General features: G+C 37.7%; 21 protein-coding genes and 1 tRNA gene. 17 read left to right on the forward strand and 5 right to left on the reverse strand.

Annotated elements, in window-relative coordinates:
• The first annotated feature begins 16 nt into the window (after positions 1–16).
• The 7 genes from ACSYTJ_RS02385 (at position 17) to ACSYTJ_RS02415 (ending at position 7811) form a co-directional block, all read left to right on the forward strand.
• Positions 17–1132, forward strand: a complete 1116-nt coding sequence (locus ACSYTJ_RS02385; RefSeq protein WP_491717254.1) for a CamS family sex pheromone protein — start codon at positions 17–19, stop codon at positions 1130–1132.
• A gap of 61 nt (positions 1133–1193) precedes the next feature.
• Entirely contained in the window at positions 1194–1499 is a 306-nt protein-coding gene (gene gatC / locus ACSYTJ_RS02390) for an Asp-tRNA(Asn)/Glu-tRNA(Gln) amidotransferase subunit GatC (RefSeq protein ID WP_219054236.1), read from the forward strand.
• A 2-nt stretch (positions 1500–1501) separates the two neighbouring features.
• Positions 1502–2965, forward strand: coding sequence for an Asp-tRNA(Asn)/Glu-tRNA(Gln) amidotransferase subunit GatA (gene gatA / locus ACSYTJ_RS02395; RefSeq protein ID WP_491717255.1), 1464 nt, complete (start codon positions 1502–1504; stop codon positions 2963–2965).
• Positions 2965–4386 (forward strand): Asp-tRNA(Asn)/Glu-tRNA(Gln) amidotransferase subunit GatB, encoded by a 1422-nt coding sequence (gatB, locus tag ACSYTJ_RS02400; protein ID WP_491717256.1) that lies wholly within the window; start codon positions 2965–2967, stop codon positions 4384–4386. The genes gatA and gatB overlap by 1 nt, the downstream gene beginning before the upstream one ends.
• Before the next feature lie 15 nt (positions 4387–4401).
• Positions 4402–5385, forward strand: a complete 984-nt coding sequence (locus tag ACSYTJ_RS02405) for a diacylglycerol kinase (protein ID WP_491717257.1) — start codon at positions 4402–4404, stop codon at positions 5383–5385.
• Between the two features lie 81 nt (positions 5386–5466).
• On the forward strand, positions 5467–6828 hold the full coding sequence (gene rlmD / locus ACSYTJ_RS02410) for a 23S rRNA (uracil(1939)-C(5))-methyltransferase RlmD (protein WP_491717258.1): 1362 nt from the start codon (positions 5467–5469) through the stop codon (positions 6826–6828).
• A 113-nt stretch (positions 6829–6941) separates the two neighbouring features.
• Complete coding sequence (locus tag ACSYTJ_RS02415) at positions 6942–7811, forward strand: GIY-YIG nuclease family protein (protein WP_491720058.1); 870 nt, start codon at positions 6942–6944, stop codon at positions 7809–7811.
• A gap of 29 nt (positions 7812–7840) precedes the next feature.
• On the opposite strand, the gene ACSYTJ_RS02420 is transcribed toward ACSYTJ_RS02415, so the two are convergent.
• Together ACSYTJ_RS02420 and gntK are read right to left on the reverse strand one after the other, a co-directional pair.
• Positions 7841–9175 (reverse strand): APC family permease, encoded by a 1335-nt coding sequence (locus ACSYTJ_RS02420; RefSeq protein WP_491720059.1) that lies wholly within the window; start codon positions 9173–9175, stop codon positions 7841–7843.
• Between the two features lie 99 nt (positions 9176–9274).
• Positions 9275–10822, reverse strand: coding sequence for a gluconokinase (gene gntK, locus ACSYTJ_RS02425; protein ID WP_491716059.1), 1548 nt, complete (start codon positions 10820–10822; stop codon positions 9275–9277).
• A 277-nt stretch (positions 10823–11099) separates the two neighbouring features.
• Here gntK and ACSYTJ_RS02430 point away from each other — a divergent pair, with 277 nt between their 5' ends.
• The 10 genes from ACSYTJ_RS02430 (at position 11100) to ACSYTJ_RS02475 (ending at position 19294) form a co-directional block, all read left to right on the forward strand.
• Entirely contained in the window at positions 11100–11768 is a 669-nt protein-coding gene (locus ACSYTJ_RS02430) for a GH25 family lysozyme (RefSeq protein ID WP_491720127.1), read from the forward strand.
• Entirely contained in the window at positions 11758–13110 is a 1353-nt protein-coding gene (locus ACSYTJ_RS02435) for a DEAD/DEAH box helicase (protein WP_491720060.1), read from the forward strand. Before ACSYTJ_RS02430 ends, ACSYTJ_RS02435 begins: the two co-directional genes overlap by 11 nt.
• 46 nt (positions 13111–13156) lie before the next feature.
• Positions 13157–13229, forward strand: a tRNA-Arg gene (locus tag ACSYTJ_RS02440).
• A 129-nt stretch (positions 13230–13358) separates the two neighbouring features.
• Entirely contained in the window at positions 13359–14243 is an 885-nt protein-coding gene (locus ACSYTJ_RS02445; protein ID WP_491717287.1) for a phosphate ABC transporter substrate-binding protein PstS family protein, read from the forward strand.
• Positions 14244–14330: 87 nt separating this feature from the next.
• Positions 14331–15254, forward strand: coding sequence for a phosphate ABC transporter permease subunit PstC (pstC, locus tag ACSYTJ_RS02450; RefSeq protein ID WP_491716062.1), 924 nt, complete (start codon positions 14331–14333; stop codon positions 15252–15254).
• Complete coding sequence (gene pstA, locus ACSYTJ_RS02455) at positions 15254–16141, forward strand: phosphate ABC transporter permease PstA (RefSeq protein WP_491716063.1); 888 nt, start codon at positions 15254–15256, stop codon at positions 16139–16141. Before pstC ends, pstA begins: the two co-directional genes overlap by 1 nt.
• Before the next feature lie 20 nt (positions 16142–16161).
• Positions 16162–16962, forward strand: a complete 801-nt coding sequence (gene pstB / locus ACSYTJ_RS02460; RefSeq protein WP_491716064.1) for a phosphate ABC transporter ATP-binding protein PstB — start codon at positions 16162–16164, stop codon at positions 16960–16962.
• A 15-nt stretch (positions 16963–16977) separates the two neighbouring features.
• Positions 16978–17742 carry a phosphate ABC transporter ATP-binding protein PstB gene (gene pstB, locus ACSYTJ_RS02465; RefSeq protein WP_491716065.1) on the forward strand — a complete coding sequence of 255 codons (765 nt, stop codon included), beginning with the start codon at positions 16978–16980 and terminating at the stop codon, positions 17740–17742.
• Positions 17743–17754: 12 nt separating this feature from the next.
• Positions 17755–18519: a phosphate signaling complex protein PhoU gene (phoU, locus tag ACSYTJ_RS02470; protein ID WP_491716066.1), complete on the forward strand. Its 765-nt coding sequence runs from the start codon at positions 17755–17757 to the stop codon at positions 18517–18519.
• A gap of 55 nt (positions 18520–18574) precedes the next feature.
• Positions 18575–19294, forward strand: a complete 720-nt coding sequence (locus tag ACSYTJ_RS02475) for a winged helix-turn-helix transcriptional regulator (RefSeq protein ID WP_491719443.1) — start codon at positions 18575–18577, stop codon at positions 19292–19294.
• Positions 19295–19514: 220 nt separating this feature from the next.
• Here the strand turns inward: ACSYTJ_RS02475 and rbsU are convergent, their stop codons facing one another.
• From rbsU to ACSYTJ_RS02490, 3 genes are all read right to left on the reverse strand, one after another.
• Positions 19515–20393 (reverse strand): ribose/proton symporter RbsU, encoded by an 879-nt coding sequence (gene rbsU, locus ACSYTJ_RS02480; RefSeq protein WP_491716068.1) that lies wholly within the window; start codon positions 20391–20393, stop codon positions 19515–19517.
• 64 nt (positions 20394–20457) lie between these two features.
• Positions 20458–20892, reverse strand: coding sequence for a GtrA family protein (locus tag ACSYTJ_RS02485; RefSeq protein WP_491716069.1), 435 nt, complete (start codon positions 20890–20892; stop codon positions 20458–20460).
• A 2-nt stretch (positions 20893–20894) separates the two neighbouring features.
• Complete coding sequence (locus ACSYTJ_RS02490; RefSeq protein WP_491716070.1) at positions 20895–21833, reverse strand: glycosyltransferase family 2 protein; 939 nt, start codon at positions 21831–21833, stop codon at positions 20895–20897.
• Positions 21834–21893: the final 60 nt, after the last annotated feature.

A 21893-nucleotide genomic window follows, 5' to 3' on the forward strand; every position in this document is an offset into this window, starting at 1 on the left:
TTTAGGAGGAATCATTTTGAAACGTTTAAGTGTTGTTATCGCTGCCTTGGCATCGATAGTTTTATTGGCTGCCTGTGGTAGTAGTAATAGTAGTAAAAATAGCAGTAAGACCAGTGATACTCAATTGACTGGTCAATCTGATACTAATTATTATCAAAGTGTAATTAAAAATGGACATTATTTGACTAGTAAGTCACGTGGAGTCAATGTTCAACAAAACGGAAATCAACTGAACTTAAAAAGTTTTGAAGCTGGTTTAATGAACATCTCAAAAAAGCAATTTTCAACTGGTAAATATGTATTCCAAGAGGGACAATACGTTTCCACTGATACGACTGAAAACTGGCTAGGGAGAAAGACTAAGAGTAATCCTGAGGGGTTGAACCCAGCTGGTAAGGATACCAAGGTACCACTATATTTGCAACAAATGGATGAGCAAGATTTTTTAACCCAAGATGGGAACTCACTTAAAATGAGTGGAATGACGATTGGATTAGGAATCAATTCCATTTACTATTACCAAAAGCAAGCTTATGGTGCGACTTATCAAATGAAGCTTAGTGATGCTGAAATCAAGTCACAAAGCAAGCGGATTGCGAATACAATTCTTGCTAGACTACGCAAAAATAAAGCGTTGAAAGATATCCCAATCGTAATTGCATTATATAAGCAAGCTCCAGATGACAGTTTAGTTGGTGGTAATTTCTTTGCTTATTCTGTTAATGATGGATCTTCAACCAGTGTTTCAAATTGGACTTCTATTAACCAACAAAACTATGTGTTCCCAGTTGCTTCTGGTCAAAAGGGGCCTTCTAATAACAGTGATGAAAATGATTTTTCTAACTTCAAGACCCAAATTCAAAACTTCTTCCCGAATTTAAGCGGAGTGACTGCACAAGCACAATATATGAATGGTTCATTAACTGGGATGAATATTAACATTACGACCCAATTTTATAGTCAAACTGAAATCATTAGTTTTACCCAATATCTTCAATCGACTGCTTCCAAGTACCTACCTACTGGGGTCCCGATTGATATTACCGTTGCTTCCACAACGGGAGTCCAAAGTTTCCTATCAAGAAGTACAAATTCAAAGAACTTTACATTCCATATATTTAACAGCTATTAATAATAAATAGTGTTAAAATATGAGATGAGATCAAAATTAAATTCAGAAAGAAGGACAATTGATGGCTGACAGAATTGACAAAGAAACGGTTAATCACGTTGCTGAATTAGCAAAGTTATCTTTAACCGAGGATCAATTACCTTACTTCACTGGTCAATTAGATAGTATTATGGATTTAGTTGATACATTAAGTGAGGTTGATACTGATGGAGTAGAACCTACTTACAGTGTTACCGACCAAATTAATGTAATGCGCGAAGACGTTGCTCAAAATTGGGGCGAACGTGATGCATTGCTAAACAATGCTCCCGAAGTAGCAGACGGCTTAATTCGGGTACCTACGATCATTGACGAAAGCGAGGATTAATGATGAATTATTTTGATAAAGATATTACCAGTATTCATCAAGCCTTAGTTAATGGTGACATTACCGCTGAAGAATTAACTAAGCAAACGCTTGATAATATCAAAGCTTCAGACTCAGACATCAATGCCTTCATTAATTTAGATGAAGATGGCGCAATTAAAGCGGCCCAAGCAATTGATAAAGCTGGAATTGACCCAGATAACGTCTTATCAGGGGTTCCAGTTGCCATTAAGGATAATATCCTAACCAATGGCTTCACCACCACTGCAGCATCTAAAATGCTTGAAAACTTCAAGCCTATTTTTGACGCAACGGTAATGAAAAAGTTAAATGCTAAGCAGACCATCACCGTTGGTAAAACGAATATGGATGAGTTTGCCATGGGTGGATCAACTGAAAACTCTGCGTTCAAAAAGACCCATAACCCTTGGAACTTAAGTAAGGTTCCTGGTGGTTCTTCTGGTGGTTCTGCTGCCTCAGTTGCCGCTGGTCAAATTATCTTTGCACTGGGTTCTGATACTGGTGGCTCAATTCGCCAACCAGCTGCTTATAATGGAATCGTTGGGTTAAAGCCCACTTACGGTCGGGTCTCTCGTTGGGGATTGATCGCTTTTGGTTCTAGTTTGGATCAAATCGGTCCATTGACCAGAAATGTGTTCGATAACGCAGTGGTATTGAACGCCATTGCAGGCCATGATGAACATGACTTGACCAGCTCAGACAAGGAAGTTCCTGACTATACCGCTACCATTAAGGACGGGGTCAAGGGCATGAAGATTGCATTGCCTAAGGAATACCTTGCTGAAGGAATTTCACAAGACGTTAAAGACGCTATCTTAAAGGCTGCCGAAACCTACAAGCAATTAGGCGCAACCGTTGAAGAAGTATCATTACCACACACTAAGTACGGGGTTGCTGCTTACTATATTTTGGCTTCCTCAGAAGCTTCTTCTAACTTACAAAGATTTGATGGGATTCGTTACGGATACCGTTCTCCTGAAGCTAAGAACCTTGAAGAAGTTTATGTCAAGAGTCGTTCTGAAGGATTTGGGGATGAAGTTAAACGTCGGATCATGCTTGGAACCTTCTCGCTTTCAGCTGGGGCATTTGATGCCTATTTCCAAAAAGCTGCTAAGGTTAGAACTTTGATGATCAATGATTTCAAGAAGGTCTTCAAGGATTACGACTTGATCTTAGGGCCAACTGCACCGACGACTGCTTTTGGAATTGGCGAAGATATTTCTGACCCAGTTACTATGTACTTGAACGATGCAATGACGATTCCAGTTAACCTAGCTGGTCTCCCTGCAATGTCACTTCCAGCAGGGTTTAGTGATGGGATGCCAATTGGGATGCAATTAATCGGCCGCCCATTTGATGAAGCTACCATCTACAAGGCTGGTTACGCATTCGAACAAAATACTGATTTCCATAAGGAAACGCCAGAAGTGGGAGGGGACAAATAATGAATTTTGAAACGACTATTGGTTTGGAAGTTCATATTGAATTAAAGACCAATTCTAAAATTTTTAGTCCTTCACCAGTTGACTATGGTGATGAGCCTAATGCTAATACCAACGTGATTGATTGGGGATATCCTGGGGTATTACCTAGCACTAATAAGCAGGTAGTTGCCAATGGGATTACTGCTGCGTTGGCATTAAACGCTGAAATTGAAAGACACCCACACTTTGATCGGAAGAACTATTTCTATCCAGATAATCCAAAGGCTTACCAAATCACCCAAAATGATAAACCAGATGCCCATGATGGTTGGTTGGAAATTGAAGTTGATGGTAAGAAGAAGAAAATTGGAATTGCAGAAATGCATATTGAAGAAGATGCTGGGAAAAACAGTCACGGGCGGAATTACTCCTACGTTGATTTGAATCGGCAGGGAACTCCTTTGATCGAAATTGTTTCAAAACCTGAAATCTCCACCCCAGATGAAGCGTACGCATACCTTGAAACATTAAGACAACGAATCCAATTTACTGGGATTTCTGATGTTAAGATGGAAGAAGGTTCGATGCGGGCAGATGTTAATATTTCAATCCGTCCAATTGGCCAAAAGGAATTTGGTCAAAAGGTTGAAATTAAGAACATGAACTCATTTAACTATGTGCGCAAGGCCTTGGCATACGAACAACAACGGCAAAGACAGGTCCTTATGTCTGGTGGCAAGATTCAACAAGAAACCCGTCGGTTCGACGAAAAGAATAATACTACAATTCTAATGCGGGTCAAGGAAGGTGCGGATGATTACCGTTACTTCCCAGAACCAGACCTACCAGCATTGGATATTTCAGATGAATGGATAAACGAACTGCGTGAATCCCTTCCAGAAATGCCAAACGAAAGAAAACAACGTTATGTTAATGATTTAGGCTTAACAGATTATGATGCGATGGTTCTGACCCAAACCAAGGAAATGTCTGATTTCTTTGATCAATTAGTTGCATTAGGAGCTGATCCTAAAATTGCTTCTAACTACTTGCAAGTAAACGTGAACGGATACTTGAATGAAGAACAGGTCGACCTAGCTGATACCAAGATCACTCCTGAAAACCTAGCATCCATGATTAAGCTAATTAGTGATGGTACGATTTCCAGTAAGATGGCTAAGAAGGTCTTTAAGGCGGTAACCGAAGGGGAAGAACCTAAGGAATTCGTCGAAAAGAAGGGCTTAGTTCAATTATCAGATCCTGCTAAGTTACAACCAATTATTGATGAAATCCTAGCTGCCAACCCACAATCAATTGAAGATTTCAATAATGGGAAGGATCGCGCTAAGGGATTCTTAGTTGGTCAAATCATGAAACAAACTCGTGGAAAAGCCAACCCACAAGTGGTTAACGAGTTGTTAATGAAAGCTTTAAACAAATAGGAGAGTTGTGTAAGAATGCGAAAGCGGGCAAGAATTATTTATAACCCGACCGCCGGACGTGAAGCTCTGAAGCAAAAAATGATTGACATTTTAAGTGTTTATGAAAAAGCTGGTTATGAAACCAGCGTTTTTGCAACTACTCCCCAACCTAATTCTGCTAAGAATGAGGCGATTAGAGTGGCTAAAGATGGGTTTGAATTAGTAGTTGCTGCTGGTGGTGACGGAACCTTAAATGAAGTAATTAACGGTTTAGCACCACTGCCGCATCGGCCTAAATTAGCAATTATTCCGGCCGGAACTACTAATGACTACGCACGGGCGCTTCATATTCCGCGTGAAGATCCAGTTGCGGCTGCTAAAGTTGTCTTAAAGAAGCAGTCTTTAAAAATGGATGTTGGTCAAGCTGGCGATAATTATTTTATTAATATTGCTGGTGGTGGTTTATTAACTGAATTAACTTATGATGTTCCTTCAGATTTAAAAACCATTTTCGGTTACCTGGCGTACTTAGTTAAGGGTGCCGAGATGCTACCCAGAATTAGACCAATTCAAATGGATCTTAAGTATGACGGTGGTCACTTTAAGGGCAAAGCTTCAATGTTTTTATTAGCAATGACTAATTCGATCGGTGGGTTAGAAAGAATTGTTCCTGACGCATCATTAGACGACGGTCAGTTTACTTTAATTATTGTTAAAACCAGTAATTTGGTTCAAATTGCTAGATTGTTAGCAAAAGTGATTAACGGTGGTCGACATATTGATGATCCTAAAATCATTTATAAGAAGACGACTAGGTTAACCGCAAAACCAGTAAATAATAAAATGCAGATTAATTTGGATGGTGAATATGGTGGAGACGCCCCAATGGTATTTACGAACCTAAAGCAACATATCGATACCATTGTGGACGTTGATAAATTACCGGATACTGCGTTTAGTGATACTGGGACAATTGAAGCCGAACAAAAATTTGTTCAAAAAGTTGATAAATTAAGTTAAAACAAGTTTTAAAAAAGAAAAATTTTGCTGTATGATTGAGATATAGCAAAATTTTTTTATTTATAGAATAGGGGACTAAATTTGAAAACGCCAGTACAAGCAGGCAAGACCTATAACGTTAAAATCGTTGATTTAACATACCAAGGACTCGGGGTTGCTAAAATCGAAGACTTTCCAGTCTTTGTTAACAATACCCTGCCTGGTGAAACCGCAGTAATTAAAGTGAAGGATATTAAAAAGAACTTTGCATTTGGATCACTTGTTGAACTGACCAGCAAGAGCGCCGATCGGGTTGAAAATGTAAATTGGGACTATCTTCAAACTGGAATTGCACCATTGCAACACTTGAGCTACGAAGCTCAATTACGCTTTAAGCAACACCAAATTGAAGAGTTATTTGATAAGCAAAAGATTAAGGTCGATGTTTTACCAACGATGGGAATGGAGCATCCTGACCATTATCGTAATAAGGCGTTGATTCCAGTTAAGATGATCAATGGCGAGTTGACAACTGGTTTTTATAAAAATCATTCCCATGACTTAGTTCCGATTGAAGATTTCTATATTCAACAACCAGAAATTGACCATGCGATTCTAGTGGTTCGGGATGTTTTACGCAAGTACCATGTTCGTCCGTATGATGAAAAGAACCACAACGGAGTGATTAGAAACATTATGGTTCGCCGCGGTTACTACAGTCATGAAATGATGATTGGTTTGATCACGCGGACTAAAAAATTACAATTAGCTGATCAAATTGTAAATGAAATTGTGGATGCCCTGCCAGAAGTGAAGAGTATTGTGCAAAACGTTAATTTGAAGGACAATAACGTGTTGTTGGGCAAGAAGAATAATGTTTTATATGGAAAGCAATACATTACGGATGAATTGCTGGGCCTGAAGTTCGCAATTTCTTTGAATTCTTTCTACCAGGTCAACCCAGTGCAAACTGAAAAGCTGTATTCACTTGCGATTGACCATGCTGATTTAGGTCCTAATGATGTCGTGATCGATGCTTACTGTGGAATCGGAACGATTTCATTGGCTGTTGCGCAACACGTTAAGCAGGTCTACGGGGTGGAAATCATTCCCCAAGCAATCGAAGATGCCAAAATCAACGCCCAAAAGAACCACATTAACAACGTGAAGTTCGTGGCTGCTAAGGCTGAAGATCAAATGGCCAAGTGGCAAGCACAGGGCTTGAAACCTGACGCCATCATCGTTGATCCACCACGCAAGGGATTAGCATCATCATTCATCGACAGTGCGGTTGAAATGCAACCTAAGAAGCTAATCTACGTCTCATGTGGACCATCAACGTTGGTTCGGGATACGAAGCGCTTAATGGAAAAGGGCTACCATATTTCACGGCCCATCCAGCCAGTTGATCAATTCCCACAAACGGTGCATGTGGAAAGTGTTACCATTTTTGAAAGAGATTAGATAAATTGAGAGAACTATCCTTTTAGAGGATGGTTCTTTTTTAGTTGGTGATTAACATTTCAATAATCAATGTGGTAAAATGAGCTTTAAATCAAGTTAAAAGAGGATAAGCAATGGCTAAACACGGGAAAAATATCAATGTCTATTTAATGGACGGTGAATCAAACGGCCGTTATGAAGTTAAGCTGGCAAATTGGAATATTACAGCTTATAAGATTCCACATAACCTAATTAACATCAGTGATGGGTTAGATTATATCCATACCCCTGGAATTTACTTTTTATTTGGCAATAATGATGGCAAAGACTTCGTATATGTAGGTGAATCAGAAGATTTATTAAAACGGCTTACCCAACACACGACCGATAAGGATGGTTACATATGGAATGATGCAGTGGCATTTGTAGCAACTGATTGGGCATTAGATAAGAGTAAAATTAAGTATCTTGAAAATCGTTTTTATAACATTATTAGTGAATTGGGAAGCTATCAACTCAAAAATGGGAATGAGCCAACTAAGTCATCCCTTGCTCCTGCTGTTCGTGATTCGATGGAACAAGTAATTGATAATGTAAAAATGGTGGTGCCTGTGCTTGGTTATAAGCTGTTTAATAGGAGTCATAAATTATCAACGTCAAATAATGGTATAGCTAAAAATAATTCTGGCAGTAAGGATGATTTACTCCATTTATGTCGTAACCATTTAGATGCTTTTGGAAAGTTGAACGAAGATGGAACTTTTATGGTTTTAAAGGGTACTAAAATATCAGAACATGTAAGAAAGTCTTGTCCGAAATCAATCTTAATAATGCGCAATCAAATGGTTAATGATGGTAGATTATTAAATAACATGATTAAAAAAGACCTGTTATTTAATTCATCTTCTCAAGCTGCTTCTTTTATCCTGGGACTTTCAGTTAGTGGTCCACAACAATGGAAAAACCAAAACGGCATTACCCTCAAAGACCTTCAAACCAAATAAAAAAGAAGCCCATTGTGGCTTCTTTTCTTTTACTTATTAATTTGTTTTTGGTGGAAATAATAAACTGGCACTCCAATTGCGGTTAAAATCACACCAGCAATTACCAATCCAGTTTGCGTGAAGATCGTAATGATCAACACGAAGAGCGCACCGACCAACGCAATGACAGGGACGATTGGATAACCAGGCACTTTATATGGCCGATTCAAATCAGGGCGCTTTCTTCTCAGCATAATCACTTCGACGAATAATAGACAGAAGAATGACCACACGATGAACATCGACATATCAGTTAAAATATCAAAACTTCCTGAACACATCATCAATACGGCAACGATGAATTGGAAAATTGCTGCAACGTAAGGGGCCCCATTCTTGCTGACCTTAGCAAAGTGTTGACTGAATGGAATCATATTTTCGCTTCCTAGCACCCGTGGAATTTGAATTCCAGTAAAGAGGTAACCATTAATGGCTCCGTAAACTGACACTAAGATTCCAATCGTTACTAATTTACCACCGTATGCGCCAAAAATTTGGCTAGCAACTTGGGATGCCGTATTTTGATTCCCTGCAATTTCATTAATTGGCATGTTCTTTAAGAACACGAAGTTGATTAACGTGTAAATGATGGTAATTAAACTCAACCCAATGATAATCGCCTTTGGTAGGTCTGATTTAGGGTTTTTAAGTTCACCAGCAATGTTACTAATCCCAATCCATCCATCGTATGCGAACATCGTTGCAAGCAATCCCTGACCGAATGCCGACCATACGTTAGTGTGATTGATTGGCGTAAAAGGCCATAGTTGAACGTGAACTTGTCCGGGGATGAATAATCCAACTAAAGCAATGATTAAGATCGGAATCAACTTGATGATCAAAGCAATTGATTGGACCTGACCAGCTAATTGACTTCCCAGTAAGTTGATGATCAAAATCGTTAATCCACAAGAAATTGCCACCATTAGGCTCATGCTAGTCGAAAGGTGAAATAGGTTAACGAACTGGGTCCCAAATACTAAACATAATCCAGCTACGTTTCCAGGCGTGTAGACTAGTGATTGTGCCCAACCAAACAAGAATCCAGTTAACTTACCGTAACCTAATTCCAAAAACTTAACTGGACCACCAGTTTCGGGAAGGGCCGCTGCTAATTCTGAAACCGTTAGCCCTGCACAAATGGTCAAAATTCCAGAAACGATCCATACTAGAATCGTTAATCCAAACGAGTAGGTATTGGCTACGACGCTAGCGGTCTTGAAGAAGACTCCACCACCGATGACGGTTCCCATTACTGTCGCAAACGCGGCGAATGGACCAATCCCACTTTTTTTAATATCATTTTTCACTTTCAATTCCTCCATAAAAGTAATGAAACTATTTTAACACTTTTTTAAGAACTCGTCATTTTTACCCAAAAAAATAACCATCAATCTAAATTGATGGTTATTTAAAGGTTTATTTTAGTTACTTAGATCAACATCGTGGCGTCTTTGGAAATCAGCAATGTTTTTATATTCTGATTCAAATTCACGGGTTAATCGAATGAAAATTGGTAGTAATTCACGATAAATTTCGTAGTTTTCTTGGTTCGGTTCGAGGGCAAAACTCTTCCCAACAAAGTGCTTAACTTCTGCCAAGTCATCAATCATTCCTAAACTATACATTCCAAGGGTGGCAGCCCCTAATGCAGTTCCTTCGACGCTTTCTGGAATGTGAACCTCTTGTTCAAAAATATCAGAAATAATTTGTCGACAAATGGCAGATTGTGCAAATCCACCTGTTACTTGGATCGACTTAGGTTCACCGACGACTTCCTTTAATGCAAGTGAGACAGTATAGAGGTTATAAACAATTCCTTCCAATGCGGCTCTGATCATGTGTGCTCTGGTATGGATTCTAGTCAAACCAAAGAATGATCCCCGCGCGTTGGCGTTCCAGATTGGAGCTCTTTCCCCACCAAGGTAGGGGTGGAAGATCAAGCCATCTGAACCAGCATTAATCTTTGAAGCAATCTTAGTTAGGATTTCATATGCACTCACACCCATTTGTTCAGCAGTTACTTTTTCAGGGGCACAGAGTTGATCACGGACCCACTTGAAGACGCTTCCACCATTGTTAACGGGACCACCAATGACCCACATTCCCTTAGTGAGGTAGTAACAAAAGACCCGTCCCTTTTTATCCGTCTTAGGCTTGTCAGACATGATTCGAACAGCACCTGAGGTTCCAATCGTAACGGCTTCGACACCGGGTTGAATGGCGTTGACCCCGAGGTTTGCTAATGGACCATCAGATGATCCAATGACGAACGGCGTACTTGGATCTAGGTTAAGTAGTTTGGCAGTGGTTGGGTGTAAGCCCGTTAGTTGGTAAGTGGTATCAACTAGTTCTGGTAATTGGTCACGACTAACCCCAGTTAATTTAAGTGCATCTTCATCCCAATCGAGGGTGTAGATGTTAAACATCCCAGTAGCATTGGCGATTGAGTAGTCTTCCTTTAAAACGCCAAAGAAACGATGCAAGATGTATTCCTTGATACCGATGTACCAGCGAGCTTGATTATAAATATCCTGATGGTCATGTTTGAGCCAAAGAATTTTAGATAGTGGGGTCATTGGATGGATTGGCGTCCCGGTGGCTTCATATAGCTTTTGGCCCATATCGCTTTGCTTAAGTTCTTGGGCGTATTTATAAGCACGGTTATCGCCCCAAGTGATGGCACGCGTCAATGGCTTGTATTCATCATCTAAGACGATCAAACTATGCATGGCACATGAGAACGAAACGCCCTTGATAGTATCTTTTTCTTGATCGACCATTGCGGTTAACTTTCGAATCCCCCTGACGGTGGCACCTAGGATTTCATCTGGATCTTCTTCCGACATATCGGGCGTATCTTGGTACATTGGATAGCCGTTATTTTGGAGACCAGCAATTTGACCGTTTTCATCATATAAAATGACCTTTGCACTTGTGGTTCCAATATCTACACCAATAATATAGTTCATTTTGTTACCTCATCTCTTTATTTTTGTTTTATAAAAATAATGGTTAATGTCGTTTATATTATATGAAATCAATTATACACCTTCAAGCAATAGCCGTATTAAATTCGATTATCAGATATTTGTAATGTATAATTGATATATTAATGAAATTGGAATGATTATTTTGAATAATAATAGTAATTCTAGGGTGGCCCGATTTACTAAGTTACGGCGGATTAGCCGAATCCGCAGTTTTTTTAAATTGATAATTTTGATGGGGCTTATTTTTTTATCGTTGATGGGAATGAATTGGTATCAACATTATCAAAATCGCAAATTAAATAGCTACCCAATTCGTGGGGTGACCATTAGCCAACAAAATAGTCATGTTGATTTTATTTCATTGGCTAACATTGGTGAAAAATTTGTGTATATTCGTGCTAGTCAAGGTTCGATCTATACTGATGACGACTTTGCTGATAATTATCAACGTTCCCAAGGATCCGATTTAAAAGTGGGCGTTTATCATTCGTTTAGTTTTAGCAGTAGCGCTAAGAATCAGTTTGCTAATTTTAGTTCTGAAGTAGGAAATAATGTTGGAATCCTGCCAATTGCAATTCAAATCAACACGAATGAAGCGGAATTGAATCACCAGCAAATAACATCAGTGCGTAAATTTATTGGTTTAGTGCAAAAGCGTTATGATCGGCGCGTCGTAATTTGGACGACCAATAAGATCTATCAGCAAGTTAAGTTTGGTAAACAGCTATGCTTATTCTGGTCGCTCAATAATAGCTTAGAACATAATCAGATCGCATTGAAAACATACAATGCGAATCAAACGTTAAAAAATGATGGACAAAATCAACAATTCATTCAATCGGTATTTAGCGGGAATAAGCGACAATGGTTGAATTACATTCGGCCGCATTTATTAAAAAATGGGGGAATCACAATTGAAAACTAACTTTGCACAACATTTTAAACAACTCAGTTTTGATCATTTAACACCGATTCAAGATCAGGTATATCAACCAATCATAGATGGAAAATCAGTATTAGGACTATCCCCAACTGGATCAGGTAAAACGGTTGCTTTTACCATTCCGATCGTTGAAAAATTGACCCCAGGTGCTGGGACTCAAGTGTTGGTATTAGAACCATCACAAGAATTAGCAATGCAAATCACTTCTGTAATAAGGGATTGGGCAAAATTGAACGATGCGAAGGTATTAGCGCTAACTGGTGGCGCAAACGTAAAGCGACAAATTGAAAAATTAAAGAAGCGTCCTGAAATAGTAGTTGGTACGCCAGGAAGGGTCTTAAACTTACTGGATGAACATAAGCTAAAGCTACACCATTTACAAACTGTGGTAATAGACGAAGCTGATGATTTATTGCAAGACACGACTTTATCCTCGGTGAGGTCAATTATTAATCAGGGGCCATCCGACGTTCAATTAACGTTCTTTTCGGCAACTGATACCGAAATTCTGCATTCCCTAAAACAATGGTTCAACGTTGAACCAGAATTGATTGACGTTCGATCGATCGACCATAGCTCAGGTGAAGTCAAACATCGGCTATTGAACGTTTCGCGTGGTAATCGCAACCAAATGTTGAATCGCTTACTTCATATTAATGGCTTCAAAGCACTGGTATTCTTCGATCAACTATTGGATTTAAACAGAGCTTACAGTTTTTTTAGACATAATCACATAACTAATGTTGCTTCTTTAACTAGTAATATGAATCAAATGCAACGACAAAAAGCGATTTCAGGATTTCGAAAGGGCCACTATAAATTATTGCTTACTACTGATGTTGCGGCGCGGGGGTTGGATATTGTTAAATTACCAGCCGTGGTGAATTTTGATCTGCCTAAGGAAGCTAATCAATACGTCCATCGGGTCGGCAGAACCGGGCGGATGGGTGAACCCGGTCTAGTAGTTAATTTTGGGAATGATCATGATTTTAGAGATTTAAAAAGGTTGATCGTGGACAACGGCTATGATTTACGGCCAACGTTTTTCTATCAAAATAATCTAGTTGATAAAGTCAGTACTAAAAAGCCGCACTCTTCTGCACCAAAGATTGAACCGACAGCTTCAAAACCAGCTTCTAATGTTGAGCAATCCGCAGCAAGCATTCAAACTAATGAAGAAAAGCCACAAAGAAAGCCGCGTAAAAAGTCAGCCCCTAAGTCGGACAAACCATTAAAAGCAACTAAAAAGCAGCTCAAACATCGTAATAAAAAACATTTAAAGAATAAGGGCATGCGAAAAAAATGGCGTGATGCTGACAAATAACCCCCTTTACTTTACATTGTAAAGATGAGAGAATTAAGAGTGTTGTGGCCCCATAGCACAACAGGATAGGGCACCCGCCTCCTAAGCGGATGATCCCGGTTCGAGTCCGGGTGGGGTCATTTGTAACAAATCGACTAAAAAATTTACACAAAATTTACAAAAATCAGATATTATATTTACATTGCCTTGTTAGAATGAACTTGTTAAATAAATAAAGGACTTTCAGGGAGGCTCTTTTAATGCTTAGTATGAAAAAAGCGTTATCATTTGTAACAATTTTAGGTGTATCTGGTGTATTACTTGCAGGATGTGGAAGCAAGTCATCAAACAGTGGTTCTAGTTCATCAAGTTCAAGTACCAAAATTACTGCTGTTGGTTCAACTGCTTTACAACCACTTGTAGAACAAGCAGCTACTGATTTCCAAAGTGCTAATTCAGGTGCAAGTATCACCGTTCAAGGTGGTGGTTCAGGTACTGGTTTAAGCCAAGTACAACAAAAGGCTGTTCAAATTGGTAATTCTGATATTTTTGCTGAAAAGCAATCAGGTATTAAGGCTAGCGAATTAAAGGATCACCAAGTTGCAGTTGTTGGTATGGCTCCAGTTGTTAACAAGGATGCCGGCGTTAAGAACGTTACCATGGATCAATTAAAGCAAATCTTTACTGGTAAGATCACTAACTGGAAACAAGTTGGTGGTAAGGACGAAAAGATTAGCGTTGTTAACCGTGCTAAGGGTAGTGGTACTCGTGCTACATTCGAACAAGCTGTTCTAGGTGGCGCAACTGCTGTTAAGGCTCAAGAACAAGACTCAAATGGTACTGTTCAAAAGATCGTTTCAACAACTCCTGGTGCTGTTAGTTACCTTGCATTCTCATTCTTAAATGACAAGTTACAAGCACTTTCAATTGACAATGTTAAGCCAACTGATGAAAACGTTGAAACTAACAAGTGGAAGATCTGGTCATACGAACACATGTACACTCCAGCTACTCCAAACAAGGAAGCTGAAAAGTTCATCAAGTACATCCAATCTGACAAGGTTCAAAACGGATTAGTTAAGAAACTTGGTTACATCAGTATCTCAAACATGAAGGTTACTAAGGATGCTGACAACAAAGTTACTAACAAGTAATTAAAAACAATTTATTAATAGAGGGACTGGAGGAGTACGTTTAGTACCGCTATCCAGTTCTTTCTATTTTACGGGGGATTAGATTAAATGGATCAAATCAAAGCAAAGTTGATGAAGCCTTCTAAGGAAACGAAACAAGAAACGGTTGGTAAGGTCATCAGTTATACTTGTATTGTTGCAATTATGCTTTTAGTTTTATTGGTTTTGTATTTTATTATTTCATTCGGGATGTCTACTTTTACTAAAAACAATGTAAATTTATGGTCGTTTCTTTCAGGAACTAACTGGAGTCCAGGCCAAGTAGATGCCCATGGTAATCCTGAAGTAGGGGCTCTCCCAATGATTGTTACATCTTTTGCAGTTACAGTTTTATCAGCATTAGTTGCGACTCCATTTGCGATTGCGGTTTCGTTATTTATGACGATCATTGCTCCTAAACATGGAAAAGGGTTCCTACAAGCAATCATTGAATTATTGGTCGGAATTCCATCAGTTGTTTATGGTTACATTGGTTTAACCTTAGTCGTTCCTTTCATTCGTGGAATCTATGGCGGAACTGGTTTTGGGATTCTATCAGGAACCATCGTGTTATTTGTAATGGTATTACCAACCATTACTTCTTTGACTGTTGATAGCTTAAAGGCTGTGCCACGTTACTACCTTGAAGCATCACTTGCCTTAGGAGCAACTCGTTGGCAAACAATTTACAAAGTGATTTTAAGAGCTGCAACACCAGGAATCTTAACTGCGATTATTTTTGGGATGGCACGGGCGTTTGGTGAAGCCTTAGCCGTTCAAATGGTTATTGGTAATGCTACCTTAATGCCAAAGAGTTTGTTAACTCCAGCCGCAACTTTGACTAGTCAATTAACTACTGGAATTGGTAATACTGTTATGGGATCATTACCAAATAATGCCCTTTGGTCATTAGCATTAATCCTATTACTAATGTCACTTGTATTTAACATCGCCGTTAAATTCGTTGGTTCGAAGGGAGACTTGAATAAATAATGAATCCGAAAATTGCCAATAAAATTGCAGACGCTGTTATTTACTTATTAGTAGCAGTCGTTGTTGTCATCTTAGCTTTACTGATCGGTTTTATCTTGATTACTGGAGTGCCTCATATTTCATGGCATTTCTTAACCTCTGTTTCACAATCATTTTCTGCTGGTGGGGGAATTAGAGACCAATTATTTAATTCCATTTACCTATTGATCTTAACCTTGATTATTTCATTTCCAATTGCGTTAGGTTCAGGGATTTACTTAGCTGAATACGCACCTAAGAATTGGTTTACAAACTTGATTCAAACATCAATTGAAGTATTAAGTTCGCTACCTTCAATCATTGTTGGTTTATTCTGTTACTTGCTTTTTGTTATTGAATTCCAATTAGGTTTCTCAATTCTATCTGGTGCAATTGCATTAACGTTCTTCAATTTACCTTTATTAACTAGAAGTATCCAAGAATCATTAGAATCCGTTCCTGACTTACAAAGACAAGCTGGTGCATCACTAGGCCTTTCAAGATGGAAAACCATCACTGGAATTATTTTCCCAATTGCCATCCCTGGAATTATTACTGGGATCATTCTTAGTGCTGGACGGGTGTTTGGTGAAGCTGCTGCTTTAATTTATACCGCTGGTGAAAGTGCTCCAGTAATTAGCTATACAGATTTTAATCCATTTGATACTGCTAGTTTCTTAAACCCAATGCGGCCAGCTGAAACATTAGCTGTTCACATTTGGAAAGTTAATACAGAAGGGGTTACTCCTGATGCTGCTCAAATTTCAAGTGGCTCTTCTGCGGTCTTGATTATTGTTATCTTGATTTTTAACTTAGGTGCTCACTACATTGGTAAGCGACTCTATGATAAAATGACTGCTAGTAAGTAATCTGTGAAGGAGAAATAATTGTGGCTTTTAAAAACTATGATTTTAATGATACCTACTTCGCTTCTTTCGATGAGGAAAAAGCGTTAGTAACCAAAGATATTCAAGTTTATTATGGTGATAACCATGCTTTTCATGATGGGAATTTATCATTTTCTAGAAATAAAATTACCGCTTTGATCGGTGCTTCTGGTTCTGGGAAGTCCACTTATTTAAGGTGTTTAAATCGAATGAATGACGATGTTGCACGTGTGACTGGGCAAATCCTTTATCGGGGTATGGATATCAATACCTCAGATGTTAACGTTTATGAGGTTAGAAGCCATATTGGAATGGTATTCCAAAGACCAAACCCATTTGCTAAATCAATTCGTGAAAACATTACATTTGCTTTAAAACAACATGGTCTTAAGGATAAGTCCGAATTAGATAAGCGGGTCGAGGAAAGTTTAAAGGGCGCATCGCTTTGGGATGAAGTTAAGGATCGTCTTGATAAAAGTGCGCTTTCCCTTTCTGGTGGTCAAGCTCAAAGACTATGTATTGCAAGAGCGATTGCAATGAAGCCAGACATCTTGTTAATGGATGAACCTGCGAGTGCATTGGATCCAATTTCAACTAAAAATATTGAAAACACTTTGAATCAATTGAAGAAGGATTATACGATCATCATTGTGACTCACAATATGCAACAAGCTTCTCGGATCAGTGACTATACTTCATTCTTCCATTTAGGCCATGCGCTTGAATTCGATAAGACTGAAAGAATATTTACTAATCCACACGTTAAAGCAACTGAAGATTATATTTCTGGTAACTTCGGTTAAAATGGGGGTAGCACAATGACAGATAAAATTATCACATCAGAAAATGTTCGCCTCTATTACGGAGAAAAAGAGGCTTTGCATGGAGTAAATTTAGATTTTAAAAAGAATGAAATTACTGCTTTGATTGGACCATCTGGTTCTGGAAAATCAACTTATTTAAGATGTTTAAATCGAATTAACGATTTGCTTCCAGATGTAACCGTTACTGGTAGTATTAAGTTAGATACCAAAGACATCTATGCACCAGATGTTGATATTACCGAATTAAGAAAAAAAGTTGGAATGGTGTTTCAACAACCCAATCCTTTTCCATTTTCTGTTTACGAAAACGTTGCTTATGGTGTAAAATTAGCAGGACGGAGTAAAGTTTCTAAGGATGAAATGGACAAAATTGTAGAGGACAGCTTGAAAAAAGCTGCTGTTTGGGATGAAGTAAAGGATAATTTAAATGATAGTGCACTATCATTCTCTGGTGGTCAACAACAAAGAATTTGTATTGCACGGGTATTAGCTGTTAAACCTGAAATTATTCTTTTAGATGAACCAACCAGTGCGCTTGATCCTATCTCTAGTTATGCGATTGAAAATACTTTACTAAAGATTAAAGAGGACTATACTATTATTATTGTTACTCATAATATGCAGCAAGCATCTCGTATCTCGGATCAAACTGCATTCTTACTAGATGGAAATCTAGTTGAAGCTGGCCCTACTAAAGAAATTTTCATTAATCCAAAGGAAAAGGAAACCAATGATTACCTTAATGGTAAGTTTGGATAAGGGGGAAATATAATGCACGACGAATTTTTAGAAGAACTTAAAGAGTTACAAACTACTTTCATGAACATGGGGATTAACGTTAGTGAACAAATTTATCAAGCCTCAACTACTTTCATGAACCACGATAAGTCCAGAGCTAAGTTAATTGTTAACGATGATTCTCAAGTTAACACCGAAGAAGTAGATCTTGAAAAGGAAGCATTGAACTTAATTGCTTTACAACAACCGGTAGCGGCTTACTTTAGACAAATTATTTGTATTTTAAAGGCAAGTTCTGATTTGGAAAGAATTGGTGACCACGCTAGTTCAATTGCCCAAGAAACCCTTCGGATGAAGAAAAAACAAAAATTATCTGATGTTGACGATATTATTTCGAAGATGACTTTAAAGATTAGAGAAATGCTTGAAGCAACTCTTGATGCTTACCTTCATGAAAATGAATCAGCAGCTAAATTGATTGCTCAAGATGACCTAACAATTGATAAATATTTTGTTGAATCTCGTAATTTAATTATTGCTGAAATTGAAAAGGATACTAAGAAAATTCCTTCCGCAGCTAGTTATTTATTAGTTGTTCGTTTACTTGAAAGAATCGGAGATCACATTGTCAATCTTGACGAATGGGTTGTATATAATCATTCTGGTAAGCTAGTGGAATTAAATCCAGGAAAAATTGAACCTGATTTAATCAAAAATGAATTAAAGACCGAAAAAGAAGAGGTTGATAATTCTAATTTAAAAGAAGCAAAGGAATCAGAAGATAGTTCATCCAAGTAATGATTAAAAACGATTTAATATTCATTTTTAATTAATTTAACTTTGGGGTGGAAGAATGAACACGATTTTGTTAGTTACAAATCATTTGAAATTAGCGATGAAAATCAATGCGGCTGGTAATAGTCGTGGCTTTTTCATCAATAATTTTACGAATATTTCAGACATTGATAGCTATCTTAATAGCTCTAAAATTGTTGGAATTGTTTGGGATTTAGATTTGACAAAAACATTCAAGGATTCATTGCGAGCATTAAAATCAGTTCGTGAAAATTTTAATGGACCAATGATTACAATTGAGAAAAAGTATAGTGCTGAGCATGAGCAAGCAATTTTTGAGGCACATTTTGATGATTATATTGTCGACCCAGAAGAAGGGATTGGCATTATTTTAAGAATTGAACAGCGTAATTGGGTCTATAATCGTATTAACAATGATAGCGACAATTCTAAAACTAGTAAACACACTAATTTGATTAAGTACAAGCATTTCACTGTTGATTTAAAACATTTTCAAGTTCAGTATTATGATGATAATATGAAGCTAACCCCCAAAGAATTTTACTTAATGAACTATTTGATTCGCCATAGCGGAATGGTTTTAAGTCGAGAGAAAATATACAACGGAGTGTGGGGATCTGAGCAAGATGAATTTTCCTACATTTCGTCTAGAATTGTTGATATGCATATTAGCCATTTACGAGATAAGTTAAAAACGTTAGCTAATGATGAGGCTAAAATAAAGACCATTCGTGGTTTTGGATATCAATTTGAATAAAGATAAAAAAGAACGTCTTTCAGGCACTTAGAGACGTTCTTTTTTATTGAAAATTGAATGAATAAAGGGCATTGTTCTACCTCTAATATGCTGCCTTGTAAAACTTGTTTATACGCATTTAACCATCGCTAAATCATTACAATTCTGTTATATTTGGCCAAAATAAAGCCCCCATATACTGAACATTTTCTGTTCAACGTATGGGGGCTTTATTTTTGTTTTATATAAATGCGGTCACAGTAGCCGAGATTAGAATTAGAATTAAACCAATTACCGTAACGATCATTTCTTTATTAGTTTTCCTTTGGTTTAAGAAGAAGATTCCAGTAATCGTTGCTACGATCACCGAAGTTTGCGAAAGCACAAATCCAGTTGCTAAACCATTCATATCGGGTTGAGCAGATACTAAGTAAGTAAGTGCAGCGAATCCAAAGAAAAATCCCGCAAAGATTTGCATGTATGATACTTTTTCTTTGAATACATTTTCTTTTTTAATCGTAAATAGGTTGTAGATAACAGCACCAATAACCATTCCGATTGCTTGTGGTAAAAAGGCGTGGACCCCATCAATATGAGCGGCTTGGGGAGCTGCTGAATATGACCAATAGCCGAACACCCCAATTATAAGTAGGATGGTTGCCTTACCTAATTGTGATGAACCTGCCTTATCATTTTTTTCCTGCCAAGAAGTCATAATTGCACCAATAATAATAACGATTAATGCGACAATTCCAATTATTTTTTGATTTATGGTACTCCAATTGCCTAATGCAAAGACACCCCAAAGCGATGTTACGATTAATTGTAAAGCAGTAGTGATCGGCATCGTTCTTGATGAACCGATTAGTTGATACGACTTGAAAGCTAATACTTGACCAAAATCCCAACCAATCCCTGATAGCATTGCTAGAATAAAGGCACCACCTGTTGGAATTTGCAATTGTCTAACTACCGCAAATAGGATTGCTAAGCACAGGGTTCCAATCGTAGTTCCTAAAATTTGGTTATTTGGCTTTCCACCAATTTTAGATGCAATCGTCGGAAATAATCCCCACCCAAATAGTGGTCCTAATCCAATTAATAATGCAACTGTATTCACATTCATTCCTCCTAAGCAACAAATTATTTAACTAATCTATTCTACATTAATTTAAAAAAATATTCTATCTTTTTCTAAAAACGGCAAACTTAGACCAAACGTAGTTAAATACAATTACAAATACTTCTCCAATTACCTTCATGATTAGTGTGGAGACCCCTAAATAGACATGCCCAATTGAAATAATGACATCTTCCATGATAATTGATCCAAATCGACCGGGAACGAATATCCCTAGTTCTTTTAGGTAGTTTTTCATTCCAGAGCTTTTAGAGTGAAAAACGAACTTACGGTTAGTAACAAAGGCAAAAATGGTACAAATGATTCCGACGAGGGTATTGTAAAAATTAAGCCAAAATTCAGAACCATTAATTTGTTCACCAGTAATCGGTGCCTTAGTTAGGATGAAAAAGAGAATGTAGTTTAAAACGGTTGTTAATACACCCCAAAATAAGTAGTCAATTGCTTCTTTATTTTTAATATATATTTTTTTGAACATAATTACTTCTTTTCTTTCACAATGTATTTTGGTCGATCCTTTGTTTCCAAATAGATCTTACCAATGTAGTTACCAACTAGACCGAGACAGAATAGTTGAATGCCGCCAATTAATAGGATCACGGATACCATTGATGGCCAACCAGCAACTGATCCACCAAAGAATAGCGCTCTAATGATCACAAATAAAAGGCCCATAATTGAAACAAAACATGAAAACAATCCGATAAAGGTTGATAGCTTCAACGGTGCATCTGAAAAATCAACGATTCCTTCTAGTGAATAGTTAATTAGTTGGTACATTGACCAATGGGTTTTGCCAGCAGCTCTGGGGACGCCATCGTATTCCAGGTATTTAGTTTTAAAACCGACCCAACTAAAAATTCCCTTCGTAAAACGATTATATTCTGTTAATTTCAAGACGCTGTCGACATATTGACGGGTCATTAAACGATAGTCCCTTACGTTGGGCTTAATATTAACAGCAGAAATCCAGTTGATTACCTTATAAAAGCTAGAGGATAAAAAGGCTCTAATTGGATTTTGTTTTCTTGATTTTTGAACACAGCCGATGCAATCGTAGTCCTCAGTATTAATTATTTTTAGCATTTTGGGTAATAAAGCAGGTGGATCTTGCAAATCAACATCCATAATCGCAATATATTTACCCTTTACATTTTGCAACCCCGCTGCCATTGCTGATTCCTTACCAAAATTCCTAGAAAAGGAAATATAATGAACGGTATCTGGATGGTTAATTTGGAGGTTTTTAATTTCATTTAACGTATTATCCGATGAGCCGTCATCAATAAATAAATAGTAGGGTTCGTATAGTTTGTTTTTTTGATTCATTTTTTGGAAAACCTGATCCGTTGTCTCAAAGAATAGTTTGATGGACTCTTCTTCGTTGTAACAAGGTACGATTAATCCGATTAATTCCATGTTGATTACTCCCTTAAGTGTATCAATTTACTGTTTTTCATTTTATCATACTAGGTAAAT

The sequence above is a fragment of the Nicoliella sp. ESL1113 genome, assembly GCF_058509245.1.